The following is a 17,130-nucleotide window of genomic DNA, read 5'->3' as shown; positions in this document are numbered from 1 at the left end:
CCCAATACACAATTTATTTATTTTGATTTGCAAAAGCTTTAGAAATATCTCGCAATGTTTGTGGTGCATCATCCCACTTCATTGTCACTTCAGTGAAGTGCATGTGTTCTTGATCTTCGTTTATTTCATCGAAGACAGCCTTTAAATCTTTTGAAGTCTTAACATCATGGACTTTCACGCTATCTCCACCAAATACGTTTGGTAATGCTTTGTAATCCCACATATTAATGTCATTGTATGGTGCTTTCATGCCGTGAATAAGACGTTCAACAGTATAACCATCATTATTAATTAAAAAGATCACTGGTTTAATATTTTGACGAATCATCGTTGATAACTCTTGAACAGTTAATTGGAATGAACCGTCACCAATTAATAAAATATTACGACGTTGTTCATTGGCTAACTGTGAGCCTAATGTAGCTGGTAGCGTATAACCAATAGATCCCCATAAAGGTTGACCGATAAATGACATGCTTTTAGATAAAGCCAAACTGTAAGCACCAAAGAATGATGATCCTTGTTCGGCAATTAATACATCATCGCCACCAATGAAGTCTTGCATCATTTTAAAGTAAGTGTCTTGTGTGAGTGCATCATCTGTTAATTTATAGTTGTTTGATTTAGGTTGTTGATATGAAGGGAATGACGCTTCATTCTTATAGTCAATGGTACATAAAGCATTTAATAAATTTGGTAATGTGACGTTATGGTCAACCGTATCATTCAATTTAAATAAACGATGATTTAACATGATAACGTCATCAATATCGAATTGATAAGAAAATCCGGCAGTAGCTGAGTCAGTTAATTTAGCGCCAATATTTAGTATGACATCGCTATGATCGACGTAGTTTTTAATGTCATCTTTGGCAATTTGACCATCATAGATGCCCATGTAATAAGGGTTTTCTTCATTAAATGCACCTTTACCTAATGACAACTGTACCACTGGAATATGTGTTTGATTTACAAATTGTTCTAATTCATCATGTAAATGGAAACTATTAATTTCATGTCCAGTGATAATTAAGGGTTGTTTAGCTGAATGTAATTTATCAGCCACCATATTTACATAGTGAGATACATCTTGTTGAGATGCTTTTTCAACTTCGAATGGCTGTTCAACTTCAATGTCTGACATAGCAACATCAATAGGTAAGTGAATGTGTACTGGACGACGTTCTTGAAGCGCTGCATTGATCACTCTAGGGATTTCAGTCGTTGCATTTTCAGGTGTAATATAGGCTTGCGCTGTTGTAATCGGTTCAAACATGTGTCGATAACTATCAAACTGACCCTCGCCTAAAGAGTGATGAACATATTTACCAGCTTGCTCAACGGCTCTAGTTGGAGCGCCAGTAATAGCAATGACAGGTACGCGCTCAGCATATGATCCCGCAATACCATTGACTGCACTTAATTCTCCAACGCCGAATGTTGTTACGAGTACGCCTAGTCCTTTCATACGTGCATAACCATCAGCTGTATAGGCACCATTTAATTCATTTGTCGAGCCTACCCATTCAACGCCTTCATGGCTTATAACGTCATCTAAGAAAGCTAAGTTAAAATCTCCTGGCACGCCAAATATTTTATTGACGCCCGCTTCGTGTACTGTGTCCATTAAGTATTGTCCTACACGTCGTTTCATATTCAATTCCACCTTTGTAATCATTATGTTTACGCATACAGAATATAACCTATTCAAAATAAAGTCAACTATATTGACCTTTTAGTGAAAATAAATTAAAAGTCTACTATAATAACTAATAATTACTTTGAAAAGGACAGAACATATATGGATCGTAATAAGAATGATTATGAACATATGCTATTTTATTTCGCATATAAGACCTTTGTTTCTACGGCGGATGAAATTATTGAAAAATATGATATGAGCCGCCAACATCATCGCTTTTTATTTTTTATTAATAAGTTACCAGGTATTACTATAAAGCAATTATTAAATATGTTAGAAATATCAAAGCAAGGTTCTCACGCGACATTGAAAAAGTTAAAAGAAGAAGGCTTAATCATTGAACAACAATCTGAAGAAGATCGCAGAGTAAAACAATTATTTCCTACCCCAAAGGGAAGTAAACTAGTTGAAAAATTGAATAAGGCGCAAGATGAATTGATGCAACAGACGTTTCAAAAAGTAGGAAAAGATTGGTATGCAATTATGGAAGAACTATCTAATTATAGAGAAGGCTTCCAAGATATCAAACATTTAAAAGATGAAAGAGAATCGTAGATAAGATAGCTAAACTGATATCATATGACAGTTTAGCTTTTTTATTGCGTGAAATATTAATAAAAATTAAGTAAAACAACTAAATATAATATTGATTTTTTTGAAAATATTAGTAATATTAAACTATAAGTTTAATGATACTGAGGGGAATATTATGAAATATAAAAAAAGTTTATTAAGTTTAGGGATGACAGTGATTGGAACAGTCACATTTACACATGGACATGCTCATGCATCAGAGGAAATGAGTCAACACTATGCACCTATCAATTCAACACAAGATGGTGAATATGGTTATGTTAGTGAGGAAGGTAAAATTAAGTCATCATTTCAAACAGGAACAATCGAAAATTCGAATGACTATAATAATGAAAATGCGATACGTATAAATGAAACGAGTAGTAAGGTCTCATCAACAGCGAACACGTCTACGACTAATGCACCTAAAACGACATCGACAAAGTTACCACAACCAACACTGTCTAAGATAAGTTCAAAAAAAGCAGTGACACCTTCAACAACAGCTCAACACGTAACTAAGAATGTGAACAAAAAGACGACAGCACCAAGTAGCTCAACAAGCTCAGTAAACGTTAAGAAAAAAGCTACAATAAATAAAACAACTTCAAAAACGACATCTTCTAAAAAAACAGCATCATCACAGAAGTCTACAACGTCAAAGCGTATAAGTGCTAAATCGACAATATCAAAAGCACCAGTGAGTAAAGTCAAAAAGAAGACCATGCCACAGAAAAATAAAAATATAACAAAGACAACTAAAACAACAAAGTCATCGAAAGCATCAAAAACACCAACAACTCAAAAAGTAAAAAAATCGACAAAATCAGTGAAAGCACCAACAACTCAAAAAGCGAAAACAATTAAAAAAGTAAGTCAACCTGTTGTTCAACCTAAATCAAAAGCATCATCTCAAAATGCTAAGAAATCAAACAAACTTAAAACAAAGACTATAAACAAATCGAAAGTGACACCAGCAACAACTAAAAAATCATCAGTAGTCCGCCCAACTTCAGGCATAACTACATCAAAAGTTAAGACGACACCATCTTATACATTAGGTAAAGTGAAGCCAACAGACTATTATCGTTCAATGACTGACTTATTAAATGATACACAAGAAGGAAAAGATTGGATAAAAGAAAGTACGAATAGAAACAGTAATGTCCTTATTTTTGCGCCTCATGGAGGTAATATTGAGAAGGGAACGACAGAATTAGCAAAAGCTATTGCGAATAAAGGGAATTATGATTATTATGCCTTCAATGGTGTCAGAAATAAAAATAATTCACAATTACACGTGACCTCTACTAATTATAATGATTCAGATTTAATTCATCGTAACTATAATAAAGATGTGTCTATTTCTGTTCATGGTGCAGGACAAGCACAAGGTACCAATACAGTGCTTATTGGCGGAAGAGATGAAAAGCTAATTCAATTGATTACTAGAGAGCTTAGCGCATTTAAATTTAATGTAAAACGTGGTATTGGACATTTAGCAGGATTAGATCCAAATAATGTAGTGAATTACAACAAAAAAGGACAAGGTGTACAATTAGAGTTAACGCCAGATTTACGTAAATCTTTATTTAATATTGGTGATGATTCATCGAAAGCACGTAAAAATGAAAAAAATTGGACATCAACAATGGATCATTTTGCCACAGCCATAAATAATGCAATTCAAAAGTATATGATTTAATATTGAAAAGGTTAGAGTAAAGTAGAATGTTAAGATATCACGTGTTAGCATTCTATTTTCCTAACCTTAATTTATTTATAGAAAGAAAGTAGTGTATAATGTAACACCACGTTATATTGTAAGGACACATTTTATATAGTTACTGATTTAATTGAATGGGCAGTATTTACTTATTCACTTGTAGGTGTTTTCTTTACAATAAATTGTATAATCTTTATATTTATAACATTTTACTTCTAATATATGACCTTAATCATTACTTAGTATTATTTTTAAAGTTTCTAAATGGAATAGGAATATTTGTAGTACATTTTTTAAGATTTCATACAGTTTATTTATTTACACACTCATTAACCATTACGTATCAAATGTTTGATACCATCAATTAAAAAATTGTTGTTTTTATTGTGCTTATAGTATTATTACAAGCCATTGTTATATTATTTGTGAAAGGAGTACGATTAATAAAATGATTCACATGTCACTCCTCTTAGCTATTGTCGTTATATTGCAAGTGCTGATTAGACATTTTCTTAATAAAATAGAGTTAGAGTCAAAGTATAAAAACATCATTACTTATATTCCATTTGGTTTAGGATTATTTTTTAGTCAAAATGTATACTATGAACGTAAGTATCCGCATTGGGAGGTACCACTTAAAGAAAAGCTGAATTTAAAATATATTTATCTTTTTACTTTCTTAGAGTTTGTTGCGATGTATATTTGTTTATTTGTGATGAAAAATTAAATATTGTTGACAATACCCTTTTTAAAATGACATAAATATAATGCAATTCGTTCAATTGACTTTAAAAATCATACCAAATGAGTGTATAATATATTTAGTCTAGGCTTGTTTTTTGACAAAACAAATCTAATGTACGCTAAAAATTAAAAGGAGTGACAATAATGAAAAAACTTTTAGTTACAACTATTATTGGTTTTGTAGGCTATATTGCTTTCAAAAAATATCAAAGCAAAGTAAACGAAATGCCAAATATTGAATATTAATCATATAAACCGAGATATTTCTATGATTGAAATATCTCGGTTTTTTGTCTTAATGTATTGATATATGAAAGAATTAATTATAATTAAATTAAATCATTTATAGCTAAAAATATTATTAAGTAAAAAAATACATAATTGAAAAAGATGTCAAAAGAGACCTTGTTATACCAGCTTTAGTCTCTATCCTAATAAAGACAGCTTAAATGAAATGAAACAAAAATTAAAAGATAATTTAGAAATTAAATAATCACATATTAAAAGCACTTTAGCGCATCAATCATCGTTAAAGTGCTTTTTTCTGAACTAAAATAAGACGCTCTCTACATTGGAGAGCGTCTCTCTAAAGAATAATAGATTATTGTTGGTTTTGATTAGACGTTACATCTTGACTAAAGAAGTCGAAGATATTTTTCGCACTATCTGTGTTATCCATGTTACCACGGAATTTGCTAGAACCTGGGCCATATGCGTAAGTATTTACGTCTTCACCAGTATGACCATATGTTGTCCAACCAGTATGAGATTCGTCGTTAATAGGTTTTTGAATTGCATCTTGTAATGTTGTTGTTGCTTCAGCAATTTTTGGATCATCTTCATTTTTAGCTTTATCTTTAATATCTTTTAGTTCTTTCGCTGCATCTTTGACTTTATCTAATTGTTCTTTAGGGAAGTCGATCCCATAACCGTCATTGATCACTTTTTCAGGATCTTTGCCATCAGCAATCTGTTCAGTCATGTAGCTACCAGAATGTTTCATTTTATGAATCGCTTCTGGATTCCATACATAATCTTTACCTTTAGCGATTGATAAACCACCAGTTGAGTGGTCAGCTGTTGCTACAACTAATGTGTCTTTATGATTTTTCGCATAATCGATTGCGTTTTGAAATGCTTTATCGAAACCGCTCATTTCTGACATAACGCCAGTGATATCATTAGGGTGTCCTGATTTATCAATTGAAGCACCTTCAACCATTAAGAAGAATCCTTTATCATTTTTTTCTAATTTAGATAATGCGCTATCTTCCATATCTGCTAATAGTGGATTTTGTTGTGGTGCATCAATTTGTAAAGGCATATTTTTTTCAGCGAATAATCCTAATACTTGATCGCTTTTAGAGTTTGCTAAGTCAGTTTTATTTGTTACGTAATCGTACCCGTCTTTTTGGAATTGATCAGTTAAGTTACCGTTCTCTTTACCGAAGTATTTAGAGCCCCCACCTAAGATAACGTCTACTTTATGTTGACCATTAATTTTATCATTATAAAATTGTTGGGCTATTTTATCTTTTTTATCACGATCATCTACATGTGCAGCATAAACAGCTGGTGTTGCATCAGTGACTTCTGCTGTTGTCACTAAACCAGTTGATTTACCTTGTTCTTTAGCATATTCTAATACTGATTTTAAAGGTTTTTTATCATTATCTACAGAGATTGAACCATTGTATGTTTTATGACCTGTAGCGAAAGCTGTGCCACCTGCAGCTGAGTCAGTGACATTTTCTTTAGGATCATTAGGATTAGTACGGTTAGTCCCTTTTAAATATTTATCAAAAGCAGTTTGATCTAATTCTTTGGTATTAGGATTATCTGCATAATAACGGTAAGCTGAATTATAAGAAGGCCCCATACCATCTCCAACCATAAAAATCACATTTTTAGGATTTTTAGTGTTACCAATTGCCATATAATCGCCATCTTGGCCTTGTTGACCTTGAGCGCCTTGTCCTGCACCAGATGCAAATGACACGTGTGTTGTGCCTAATACTGAAGCAGCTAAAATTGAAGTTGCTACTGTCGTTTTTCCAAATTTATTGATGAAACTCATAATTAAAAAGCCCCCTAATATGTAAAATATAGATTACTTACATATTTATATTAAGAAACTTTATTTGATTTGAAGTTAGTATTTAGTAAAGTTTAGTTTAAGCTATTGTAAACAATTGTTAAACAAGTAAGAATATTTATTTTAAAAATTATTTTTATTTTCAAAAAGAAAGTTCCGCGTTATAATATATTTAAATAAAATAGTTCGTCTTATTAAGAGCAAGTGGAGGGATTTGGCCCTATGAAACTTCAGCAACTGCGTTTAGCGTGAGGTGCTACATCCAACAGGATTTCCTGAAAGATAAGAAGATGTTGACAAGCGCTTCTTATTTAAGGAGGGCTATTTTATTTACCTAAATTTAATAAAAGGATGGTAAAGTACACATGGTAACATTACAAGAACTATTTAAAGAATTGGATCAATGGGAGCAACATAGTCCGAAAAGTTGGGCGGGAAGTATGGGAAGAACAGCAAAAATCAATGATATCCAAAGACAAATTAAAGAAGCGATCACCATAGAAGATATTAGAAAGTATATTTTAAATAAAGAAGATTAAAAGTAAAAGAAGCATGGGAGTGAGACGGCGTATTCAAAATGAATTCTAATCTCGCTCCTTACTTTTTTATGAAACAGTCAATCTCGAACATATTCATTTTAAAGAAAAAGCGTTAAAATATGAAGTAACGATGATATGTCATGATTAAGACAAATAGAGGTGAATAAATGATGATACTGATCATGTTATCTCCATTACTAATAATTGGATTTATCGCATTATCAATAATGGAAGAGAAAAAACGTAAAAGAAAAATGACTAGTAAGACGCATGAAATGGAGAAAGAAAAACATAAAATGTCTAATCCTAACTATGACAATCATGATGAAAATAAGTAGAGGATGTCTAAAATGAAACTATTTATTGTAGAAGATGATTTTGTGATTGCAGAAAGTTTAGGTAATGAGCTATCACAATGGAATTATGATGTCGTCATTGCCAAACAGTTTGATACGATTCTCGAAGAGTTTAATGCCATCAATCCAGAACTTGTACTATTAGATATTAATCTGCCAATATACAATGGTTATCATTGGTGTCAAGAAATTAGAAAAGTGTCTAATGTCCCCATTATCTTTATTAGTTCACGTACAGATAATATGGATCAAATTATGGCGATTCAAATGGGTGGCGATGATTTTATTGAGAAACCATTTAATCTGTCGCTTACCGTGGCTAAAATTCAAGCTTTACTTCGTAGAACATATGACTTAGCAACGTCAAGTAATGATATAACCGTCAAAGACTGTAAATTGGTAGTAGACGAGGCGACGCTTTATTATCATGATGAGTCGGTACAACTTTCATTTACTGAATTACAAATTTTAAATAAATTATTTCAAAATGAAGGGAAATATGTGAGCCGTACAGCACTTATTGAAAAATGTTGGGAGTCTGAAAATTTTATTGATGATAACACATTAGCGGTTAATATGACACGTCTACGTAAAAAGCTCCAATCTATTGGCGTTGTCGATTTTATTGAAACAAAGAAAAATGTAGGATATAAGGTGTGACAGTATGCTTAAAGCATTTATACAATCTATACATCGCGAAATCATTATTGTAAGTGTATTTGTGTTATTGTTTGCACTTATATTCTTTCTATTTAACTTACCATTCCATGCTTTCTTTTTAGGTGTGGCTATTATACTGTTTGTGATGACAATTTACTGGTTGATTCAATTTAGCGGTTTTAAAGAAAATATAACACTCAGTGAAAAAATAGAAGATTTAGAACATGAATTACAACAAGTAAAAAGTGATCAAGCTATGTATCAAAGTGATGTTGAAAACTACTTTTTAACCTGGGTCCATCAAATTAAGACGCCTATTACTGCTTCGAAATTATTATTAGAACGAAATGAAGAGAATGTAGTGAATCGGGTTCGACAAGAGATTATTCAAATTGAAAATTATACGAGTTTAGCGCTCAGTTATTTGAAATTAATGAATCAAGAAACAGATATGTCTTTTTCAAAAGTAACCATCGATACGTTAGTTAAACCGTTAATAATGAAATATTCAATTCAATTTATCGATCAAAAAACAAAAATCCATTATGAACGTTCTGAAGATGAAGTGTTGACGGATGTTCAGTGGTGCTCAATCATGATTGAGCAAATACTTAATAATGCTTTAAAATATGCGCGAGGTAAAGATATTTGGATTACATTCAATAGCGATACAAATCGTTTGTTAATACGTGATAATGGTGTAGGCATCAGTAAAGCAGACCTTCCGAAGATTTTTGATAAAGGTTATTCTGGTTACAATGGACAACGTAATCAACATTCAAGTGGTATCGGTCTATTTATTGTGAAACATATCGCAACACATTTACATCATAAAGTAGATGTAGACTCATCTCTTGGTGAAGGTACAACATTTAGCATATATTTCCCAGTAAATAACTAAATGATCCATTATTTAAGTGAGTCAGTGACATTTTTAGAAATGATTTATGTTACTGGCTCTTTTTTTGTTTTATTATAGAAGAGAGTAATACAAAAGAGTTTATTAAATAGAAAGGAAGCATAAGACTCATGTTATTAGACGTGAATAATGTAAAAAAACGATTTGGGAGAGGAGTAAATGCTACAACAGCACTTAATGGTATTTCATTTAAAGTAAATAAAGGAGAATTTGTAGCGATTATGGGTGAATCTGGATCTGGTAAATCTACGTTACTTAACCTTATTGCTACTTATGATAAAGCGACAGAAGGTACGATAGCCATTAATGAACAAGATATTCATAGATTAAGAAATAAAGAAATTGCCTATTTTCGTCGGGATCATCTTGGCTTTGTCTTCCAAGATTTTAACGTGTTACCTACAATGACGAATAAAGATAATATTTTAATGCCGTTAGTACTTGCCAATCGTTCACATCAAACGATGCGTCATCGTCTTTATCGTTTAAGTTATCAATTACACATAGAGTCATTACTTAATAAATATCCATTCGAAGTATCAGGGGGGGAACAGCAACGTGTAGCAATTTGTCGTGCATTGATTAATCACCCAGATTTATTACTTGCTGATGAACCCACAGGTGCACTTGATTCTAAAACGTCTAAAACTATTATGAAATTATTTAAAGAAATCAATGAGAATGAACAAACCATCTTAATGGTGACACATTCTGCTGTTGATGCATCGTATGCAAAACGGGTTTTATTTATTAAAGACGGCCGTTTATATCATGAAATCTATCGTGGGGAGGAACTACAATCAGAGTTTCAAAAACGTATTGCTGATAGTTTAGCAATGCTTCACGAAAGTGGTGATTAAAATGATTTTTCGCTTGGTTTGGACGTTAGTCATTCAGAATTTTAAGACACAGCGTCATATTATAATTCCATTTATTCTAGTAATCAGTATATTATTTGGTATTGAATTTATTTTATTATCCTTAAACATGAATACTTCGCTTCATAAACATAGTGATGTTATTCCAGTTTTTATTAGTATAGGAAATTTTTTTATGTGTCTATTTGGACTCCTTTTTATTCTTTATGCTAATCGTTTTATTATGCGACATCGTCAAAAAGAGCTGGCCATGAATATGATTTTGGGTATGGAAAAAAAGCATTTTAGGTTAATGCTGTTTATAGAAGGAATATATCAATATATTATCATTGGGTGTCTAAGTATTATAGGTGGTTATTTATTTGGTGCATTAACTTATATGTCGTTAAATAGAATATTAGGTTATACGCATGTATCTTTAAAAAAATATCCATTTGATATAAGTGCAATGAGATACACCTTGTTGATGTTAGCAATAATGATGCTATTTTTATTTATTGTCAACAATATAAAAATCACATTTCAAAGTCCTATTAAGTTAATACAACAACAACATCCAACGGAAAAACAATGGTCCAAACCTTTACTCTATATCTTATTGATTGTTGGGATCATAACTGTTGTTGACAGTTATATGATTGCCTTAAAAGATACACTCATTTTGGTTTCACTACGTAATATTTTTATTGCTCTTATTTTAGTGACAATAGGAACGTATTGCTTATTTATATCATTGAGTGTCTTAGTGATAGATTGGCTTCAAAAGATTCCAAGTATTTATTATCGATCTCAATATTTTTTTACTATTTCTGGATTACGTTCAAGAATGAATTCTAATTCTATTGGTTTGGCTAGTTTAACCATGCTATGTACTTTTCTTATTGTGACTCTAGGAATGAGCGTCGCTACATATCGTAGTGTAGACCAACGTGCGAATCATTTAATGCCAACACAATATCGTATTGAATTGAGTGGAGATGTGCATCATAGTACTACGAGCAAACACAAAGTACGTCAGCTAGAAAATGAGATTAAGAGACATGCTGATGTTGATGCTTTCAGAGAATATACAAGTGGAAGTGTTGCAGTCACTTATAAGAAGGGTGCATTTGTAAAGCGAGATAATGAGAACAGTCCATTAGATTTACATAGTGTATATTTAATTGTAATGAATCAGAAAGATTACAATACAATCAATCATACGCACCTGCGACTTAAACATAATGAAATGGGAATATTAGCGAAAAATTTTATGTTTCAAAAATTAGACCATATCAAATTAATGAATCAAACATTTAAAACAAATCAGTTAAAAGGAGATCATTTTTCATTTCCAGTTCCAGGTGGAGTCACACTTGTTACTCATAATGTAAATCAACAACGTCAATTGATTCATTATTATCAAACAACAGCAAATATTAACTCATACATTGCTTTTAATCTTAAAACAAAAGATACACAGTCCATAGATCATATTAAGTCTAAATTGATGAAACAATATGATATTCAAATTGATAATAAAGATGAATTAAATAAGGATATGTTTGATATTTATGGTGGTCTCATTTTTGTTGGAACTATTGTTTCTTTAGTCTTAATGATTGGTACATTTACGATGATGTATTACAAAAATATTGCTGAGGGATATGAAGATCGGAAAAACTATCGAATTATGCGTCAAGTAGGTTTAGAAGAAGAACGGATTAGATCTGTTATTAATGACCAAGTAGTTATTATTTTTACCTTACCTATTATAGTATCTATGATACATGTACTATGTGCTTCTAAAATGATTTATACTTTGCTTGGTATTTTAGATGTTAATGATATAAAATTATTTTTAACAACTTATATCGGTGTCTTAGTGTTCGTAATGATAATCTATGCTTTGATGTATGTGATTACGTCTCGTGTATATTATCGTCTCATTCATCGTTGATATATTAGTAAAAAGAAAATCTTATTCTTATATATAAATGAGTGTAAGACTCTAGGTAGTAGGGTATAAGGATAAAAAAAGGAGGCGGAATAATGGCGAAACAATATGATGATGCAACAATTAGAAATAGTAACAATAAAATTAAACGTACTGGGGAACACGTCCTTACTTGGATAGGTGTTGCAATTCAAGCATTAGTTGCAATTATGTTTTTAATGGTTAAACCCTTTATCGGTAATGCTGATTTTAAAGAACAAATTATTAATGAAGCTCAAAAACAAGACAATCAAGTTTCCATAACAGAAATAAATAATGGTATGGATGCATTAGGTGGTTTATTTAATTTCTTTACATGGGGCGCGTTCATTCCATTAATTCTTGCAATTATTGGTGGTATTTTAATTAATAAAAAACCTAAACTTGCAGGTATCTTATTAATTATTGCAGGTATTTTAGCGATTGCTACAAACTGGATTAGTTTAATTTTATGGTTAATTGCAGGTATTATGTTGCTTGTTCGTAAACCTAAGCATGACATGTATGACAATGCTGGTTATAATGATCATCACAAAAGAGACCATCATGATGTAAATGCAAATAATAATGCATTCATTTTGGATGAAGAAGAAGAAAGACAACAACAACGTTATATTAAAGATCATTATTCAAATAAAGATCAAGAAGCGGACAATAATAATGAAAGAGATCACGATACACACATAAATGATTCGAACGATGACGACTATCGTGATCAACGTTATTCAAATCATAAAACGAATAAACAAAGTAATGATTTTATTCAAGATGAAGCAAGAAAGCATCAAGATGAAAAAGATAACGATCCATACAAATATTAATAATATGATATATAAAAGCGATGGTATTCCTAAGTTAATACCATCGCTTTTTACGTTAATTTCTACTATATGGTTTGGATAAAATATATTAGATAAATGATTTTAATATTAAATTAAATCTAAGTGTTCTCTTAGTGTAGAACCTTTATACTGATGTCGATATAAGCCACGACGTTGTAATTCAGGTACAATGAGTGCAACTACGTCATTTAAACTATCTGGTAAAGAAGGTGGCATTAAGTTAAATCCATCTGCAACACCTGCATTAAACCAGCGTTCCATTTCATCTACAATTTCTTTTGGCGTACCTATTAATGTCAGATGTCCACCGCCTGCATTAAGGTAACTTAGCAGTTCTCTTACAGTAGGTTGCTTATCTTGAATAATTTCTAAGATGGTTTCATATCGACCAACGGGACCGTTAAACTCTTCTAAAGAAGGTAGTTTAGGCACAGGAGCATCTAACTCCCACTGACTACAGTCTTGTTGAATGAAAAAACTGAGTTGCTTTAAAGCAGCTTTGATAGGAAGTCGTTGATCAAGTTCTGCTTTCTTTTTCAATGCTTCTTCATGTGTATGACCTACATAAGTGACTAAGCCAGGAAAGACTTTAATATAACGCTGGTGGTCACGTTGTGCCATTTCATTATCTAAGCGCTCCCGATAACGTTTTGCTTGCTTCATATTCCAAGAAACAGAATATACTGCATCTGCATATTTAGTTGCTAAAGTGATACCTTGAGCTGAAGCGCCTGCTTGCATAGACACTGGTCTACCTTGAGGACTACCTGGTGTTGTGAGTGGCCCATTAATTTGGAAATAGTTTCCTTTGTGCTGAAGTGCGTTAATATGTGTATCATCAATTAATGTACCTTTATGTCTATTAGGTTTAAAATCATTCGTATGCCAAGAATCAAATAATCCATTCATGACTTGAGCAAACTCTTCAGCTTTCTTATAGCGTTCATCATGGTTAGGCAGATGCTCCATGCTATGATTTTGAGCTTCCATGTCTGTCATGGAAGTGACTAAATTCCATCCTACTCGACCACCACTAATATGATCTAAACTAAGTAACTGACGTGCTGCGGTGAATGGATTAGAAAATGTACTTGAAATCGTAGGAACTAATCCAACATGTTGTGTGACTTGAGATATAGCAGTTAAGTTAATCAATGGATCGAACCAAAAACTTGGCATCGAAGTATAGCTTGGAATAAATGACTGATTATCTGCAAAAAAAACTACGTCTAACAACCCTTTTTCAGATAACTGAGCTAATTCTTGATAGTATTGAATATCACCGATACGTTCAATACTTGAATTGGGAAGTTGCCAAGCAGCTTGGTGATGACCACATCCATAGATTAATACACCGAGATGAAGTTGATGTTGATGAGTCAATTTAATTTTTCACTCCAATGTTCTTGTTATTTCTATTCTAAGATAAGCAAGACCAGTCCTATATTAATTCATGGTTAAACCACCATCTACAGTAATATTTTGACCGGTTATACCATTTGCTGCTTCGCTACTTAAATAAGTAACCATATTTGCAACATCTTGTGGGGTAGTGACTTTACGTATTGGAGTCGTTTGCGCAATTAAATCAAAGACTTCCGGCGTAGTGACAGCACTAGCATCAGTTGTTTTAAGTAATCCTCCTGATACCACATTAGCTGTAATACCATATTGACCTAATTCAGCAGCAATATTGCGTGTGAATCCAATCAACCCAGCTTTAGCTGTGGTATATTCATGATATGGTACAACAGGATTTTGATATAAATTTGTACCAATACTTACAATTGTACCTGAGCCACGTTCTATAAATTGAGGAATGACACTTTGAGTAACATTAAAAGCGCCTTTCAGTGTACCATCAATTTGTTGTTGGTAGTCATCCCATGACAAGTCTTTAAATGCTTTTTGGACAGTAGGATCAAATTTGAAATTAACTAATGCATTATTGACAACAACGTCAATTTTACCGAAATGAGATGTTGCTTCTTTCACTAAGCGCTCAACCGCTTCACGTTGCGTCACATCTGCTTGAATTGCGATAGCTTTGTCACCAAGCTCCTCTGCAAGTGCTTCAGCTGTTTCACGACTTTGATTATAATTAATGATGACTTCAAATCCTTGTGTAGCTAATGTTCTTGCAATTACTGCACCTAAACCACGGCTACTTCCAGTTACTAATACTGTTCTCGTCATAAATATTGTGCCTCCATTTACTTCATTTACAGCAAAAAAATATGCAACCTTCACATTAGGAAAGTTGCATTAAAAAAGATATATATCATAATTGAGAATAGTTTGAAATATCTCAACAGATTACCTATTTTACACGACACTTTCCTACGCTAGTATAAGCTAGTTCAGGTTCAAAGGGTTTGAGGTTATACCTCATCTCAGTTTTAAACACCCCTAGTGCATATAATTAAACTATAGTTTCACTTTATGACTTCTATTATCAGAAGTCAAGCGCTCCCATTAAAGATTATATTGATTACTTTTTTATTTGAATATAAAAATAAAAATTTATATAATTTATTTTTATAATAATTTTCAATTATATGATTGAAAATCAGATATACCGTGCTTAAAATAGACGTTACACTAAAAGGTAAGCCCATCAGATCATTTTGATTTAAATACGAATAAAGTTAAAGTGGATCTTACACCATGGAAATATCGTTATGTTGTAGGCGGTGTGGTTTTAGGTTTAGTTGTAATTGCATACATTATCTTTTTACCACTAGTACTCGCAAAATAATAATGAAGATATAGGTGTACGTTTTTATAGGAGAATCATGCTCTTAACGTACGCCTTTCTTTTTATTTTTCACAGAAAGGAGGATAACACCATGCATAATATTGGATTGATACCTTCACCAGGTGTCGCTCATAAACATGTAGAAGCTGTTATTCCAGATATAAAAGCACATCTGAATCGACGTATTAATGACCAACAAGATTGGAACTTCGACATTCATATTGATTTAATGATAGGTTCAGCTGAAGATGTACATGAAAGTATTGATAAAGCAGCAGAAATGAAAGATAAGCATGATTGGGATTTTGTTGTATGTATCACAGATTTACCAAGTATTTCTGGAAATAAAGTGGTCATTAGTGATTTCAATAATGAAAAACAAGTAGCGATGCTATCTTTACCTTCATTAGGTTGGATAGACCTACGACGAAAAGTAAGAAATAGTTTAACATCTATTATTGAACAATTGTATTACTCAACATCAAGAGTTGCTCCAAAGATTCATCCTCTTATACATCCTAAAGCAGTAAAGCCAAATGAAGATGAAACGCCAAAGCAACGTTATATTCATCGATGGTTTATTCTCAGTTGGATTCAACTAATTTTAGGACTCACACGTGCAAATGAACCATGGAAAAATATTTTTAATTTTAAAAAGATTATTTCAGTTGCTTTTGCAACTGGAACTTATGTATCGATTTTTTCTATGCCTTGGGAACTGAGTATCCAGTACTCCATAGTAAGATTTATTATACTTATGCTTATTGCTATCCTAGGTATGACAGGCTGGTTACTCTATGCACATCAATTGATCGAACGTAAAACAGCTAAATCGCAACGTGTGTATCGCTATATTTATAATTTCACTACCATATTCACATTATTTATTATTACACTTTTAAATTATATTATTTTATATCTTTTATTAGCGATAAGTGTATCATTGTTTGTTCCACCAAGTTTATTTAATCAATGGACCAGCGCACATCCTCATTTTACATTTATAAATTATGTAAAATTAGTATGGTTTGTATCTTCACTAGGTTTACTTGCTGGGGCAATGGGATCTACTGTAGAGAATGAAGAGAAAATCCGTCAGATTACTTATTCGTATCGACAATATCATCGTTATAAAGAAGCAGAACAAGAGAAGAAAGAAAAAGAACAAGCTCAATCATCTTCTCATGATGCATCAAATCAACAAGTTAAAGAAAGTGCATCCAATAAACAAAATAATGATAATCAACAAGATGAACATAAAAAACAAGATCATAGAGAGGAGGAGACAACTTGAGTGAAGAAAAAATCATTGGTCTCGTTGTGGCGCCAGGAGTGACAGAGAAATTAGCACAAAGTTTAATTA

At 32.1% G+C, this 17,130-nt stretch carries 17 protein-coding genes and 2 riboswitches; of the genes, 13 read left to right on the top strand and 4 right to left on the bottom strand.

What is annotated here, in order from left to right; all coding sequences use genetic code 11:
* Positions 1 to 13 precede the first annotated feature (13 nt).
* On the bottom strand, positions 14 to 1,654 hold the full coding sequence (locus AC2FB1_RS02770; RefSeq protein WP_490673762.1) for an alpha-keto acid decarboxylase family protein: 1,641 nt from the start codon (positions 1,652 to 1,654) through the stop codon (positions 14 to 16).
* Between the two features lie 147 nt (positions 1,655 to 1,801).
* Between AC2FB1_RS02770 and AC2FB1_RS02765 the strand changes: the two genes are divergently transcribed.
* The 5 genes from AC2FB1_RS02765 (at position 1,802) to AC2FB1_RS02745 (ending at position 4,991) form a co-directional block, all read left to right on the top strand.
* Positions 1,802 to 2,257: a MarR family winged helix-turn-helix transcriptional regulator gene (locus tag AC2FB1_RS02765; RefSeq protein ID WP_490673761.1), complete on the top strand. Its 456-nt coding sequence runs from the start codon at positions 1,802 to 1,804 to the stop codon at positions 2,255 to 2,257.
* 154 nt (positions 2,258 to 2,411) lie between these two features.
* Positions 2,412 to 3,980, top strand: a complete 1,569-nt coding sequence (locus AC2FB1_RS02760; protein WP_490673760.1) for a poly-gamma-glutamate hydrolase family protein — start codon at positions 2,412 to 2,414, stop codon at positions 3,978 to 3,980.
* A 155-nt stretch (positions 3,981 to 4,135) separates the two neighbouring features.
* Positions 4,136 to 4,369 carry a DUF1361 domain-containing protein gene (locus tag AC2FB1_RS02755; protein ID WP_490673759.1) on the top strand — a complete coding sequence of 78 codons (234 nt, stop codon included), beginning with the start codon at positions 4,136 to 4,138 and terminating at the stop codon, positions 4,367 to 4,369.
* 80 nt (positions 4,370 to 4,449) lie between these two features.
* Complete coding sequence (locus AC2FB1_RS02750) at positions 4,450 to 4,728, top strand: hypothetical protein (protein WP_490673758.1); 279 nt, start codon at positions 4,450 to 4,452, stop codon at positions 4,726 to 4,728.
* 161 nt (positions 4,729 to 4,889) lie between these two features.
* Complete coding sequence (locus AC2FB1_RS02745; protein ID WP_071859546.1) at positions 4,890 to 4,991, top strand: SE2200 family small protein; 102 nt, start codon at positions 4,890 to 4,892, stop codon at positions 4,989 to 4,991.
* A gap of 355 nt (positions 4,992 to 5,346) precedes the next feature.
* Here AC2FB1_RS02745 and AC2FB1_RS02740 read toward each other — a convergent pair whose 3' ends face one another.
* Positions 5,347 to 6,822 carry an alkaline phosphatase gene (locus AC2FB1_RS02740; protein ID WP_490673757.1) on the bottom strand — a complete coding sequence of 492 codons (1,476 nt, stop codon included), beginning with the start codon at positions 6,820 to 6,822 and terminating at the stop codon, positions 5,347 to 5,349.
* A 206-nt stretch (positions 6,823 to 7,028) separates the two neighbouring features.
* Positions 7,029 to 7,129, top strand: a riboswitch (SAM riboswitch).
* Between the two features lie 76 nt (positions 7,130 to 7,205).
* Between AC2FB1_RS02740 and AC2FB1_RS02735 the strand changes: the two genes are divergently transcribed.
* The 7 genes from AC2FB1_RS02735 to AC2FB1_RS02705 all read left to right on the top strand — a co-directional run bounded on the left by AC2FB1_RS02735 (position 7,206) and on the right by AC2FB1_RS02705 (position 12,988).
* Positions 7,206 to 7,379 carry a hypothetical protein gene (locus tag AC2FB1_RS02735; protein WP_490673756.1) on the top strand — a complete coding sequence of 58 codons (174 nt, stop codon included), beginning with the start codon at positions 7,206 to 7,208 and terminating at the stop codon, positions 7,377 to 7,379.
* Between the two features lie 170 nt (positions 7,380 to 7,549).
* Entirely contained in the window at positions 7,550 to 7,717 is a 168-nt protein-coding gene (locus AC2FB1_RS02730) for a hypothetical protein (RefSeq protein WP_490673819.1), read from the top strand.
* Positions 7,718 to 7,729: 12 nt separating this feature from the next.
* Entirely contained in the window at positions 7,730 to 8,395 is a 666-nt protein-coding gene (locus AC2FB1_RS02725) for a response regulator transcription factor (RefSeq protein ID WP_490673755.1), read from the top strand.
* Between the two features lie 4 nt (positions 8,396 to 8,399).
* On the top strand, positions 8,400 to 9,296 hold the full coding sequence (locus AC2FB1_RS02720; RefSeq protein WP_490673753.1) for a sensor histidine kinase: 897 nt from the start codon (positions 8,400 to 8,402) through the stop codon (positions 9,294 to 9,296).
* Positions 9,297 to 9,424: 128 nt separating this feature from the next.
* Positions 9,425 to 10,174 carry an ABC transporter ATP-binding protein gene (locus AC2FB1_RS02715; protein ID WP_490673752.1) on the top strand — a complete coding sequence of 250 codons (750 nt, stop codon included), beginning with the start codon at positions 9,425 to 9,427 and terminating at the stop codon, positions 10,172 to 10,174.
* Position 10,175: 1 nt separating this feature from the next.
* The gene (locus AC2FB1_RS02710; RefSeq protein ID WP_490673751.1) at positions 10,176 to 12,131 is read left to right on the top strand and encodes an FtsX-like permease family protein; all 1,956 of its coding nucleotides are present in this window, start codon (positions 10,176 to 10,178) and stop codon (positions 12,129 to 12,131) included.
* Between the two features lie 92 nt (positions 12,132 to 12,223).
* Positions 12,224 to 12,988, top strand: a complete 765-nt coding sequence (locus AC2FB1_RS02705) for a DUF4064 domain-containing protein (RefSeq protein ID WP_490673749.1) — start codon at positions 12,224 to 12,226, stop codon at positions 12,986 to 12,988.
* A 108-nt stretch (positions 12,989 to 13,096) separates the two neighbouring features.
* On the opposite strand, the gene AC2FB1_RS02700 is transcribed toward AC2FB1_RS02705, so the two are convergent.
* Both AC2FB1_RS02700 and AC2FB1_RS02695 read right to left on the bottom strand, forming a co-directional pair.
* A complete protein-coding gene (locus AC2FB1_RS02700) occupies positions 13,097 to 14,392 on the bottom strand; it encodes an LLM class flavin-dependent oxidoreductase (protein WP_490673748.1) in 1,296 nt (431 codons plus the stop codon).
* Positions 14,393 to 14,455: 63 nt separating this feature from the next.
* Entirely contained in the window at positions 14,456 to 15,205 is a 750-nt protein-coding gene (locus AC2FB1_RS02695) for a 3-oxoacyl-ACP reductase (RefSeq protein ID WP_490673747.1), read from the bottom strand.
* A gap of 124 nt (positions 15,206 to 15,329) precedes the next feature.
* Positions 15,330 to 15,430, bottom strand: a riboswitch (TPP riboswitch).
* Positions 15,431 to 15,858: 428 nt separating this feature from the next.
* Between AC2FB1_RS02695 and AC2FB1_RS02690 the strand changes: the two genes are divergently transcribed.
* Entirely contained in the window at positions 15,859 to 17,061 is a 1,203-nt protein-coding gene (locus tag AC2FB1_RS02690) for a 5,10-methylene-tetrahydrofolate dehydrogenase (protein ID WP_490673746.1), read from the top strand.
* Positions 17,062 to 17,130 lie beyond the last annotated feature (69 nt).

The sequence above is a fragment of the Staphylococcus sp. CoH_129_LAB_1 genome, from assembly GCF_058191515.1.
This window is presented reverse-complemented; position numbering and strand designations above follow the sequence as displayed.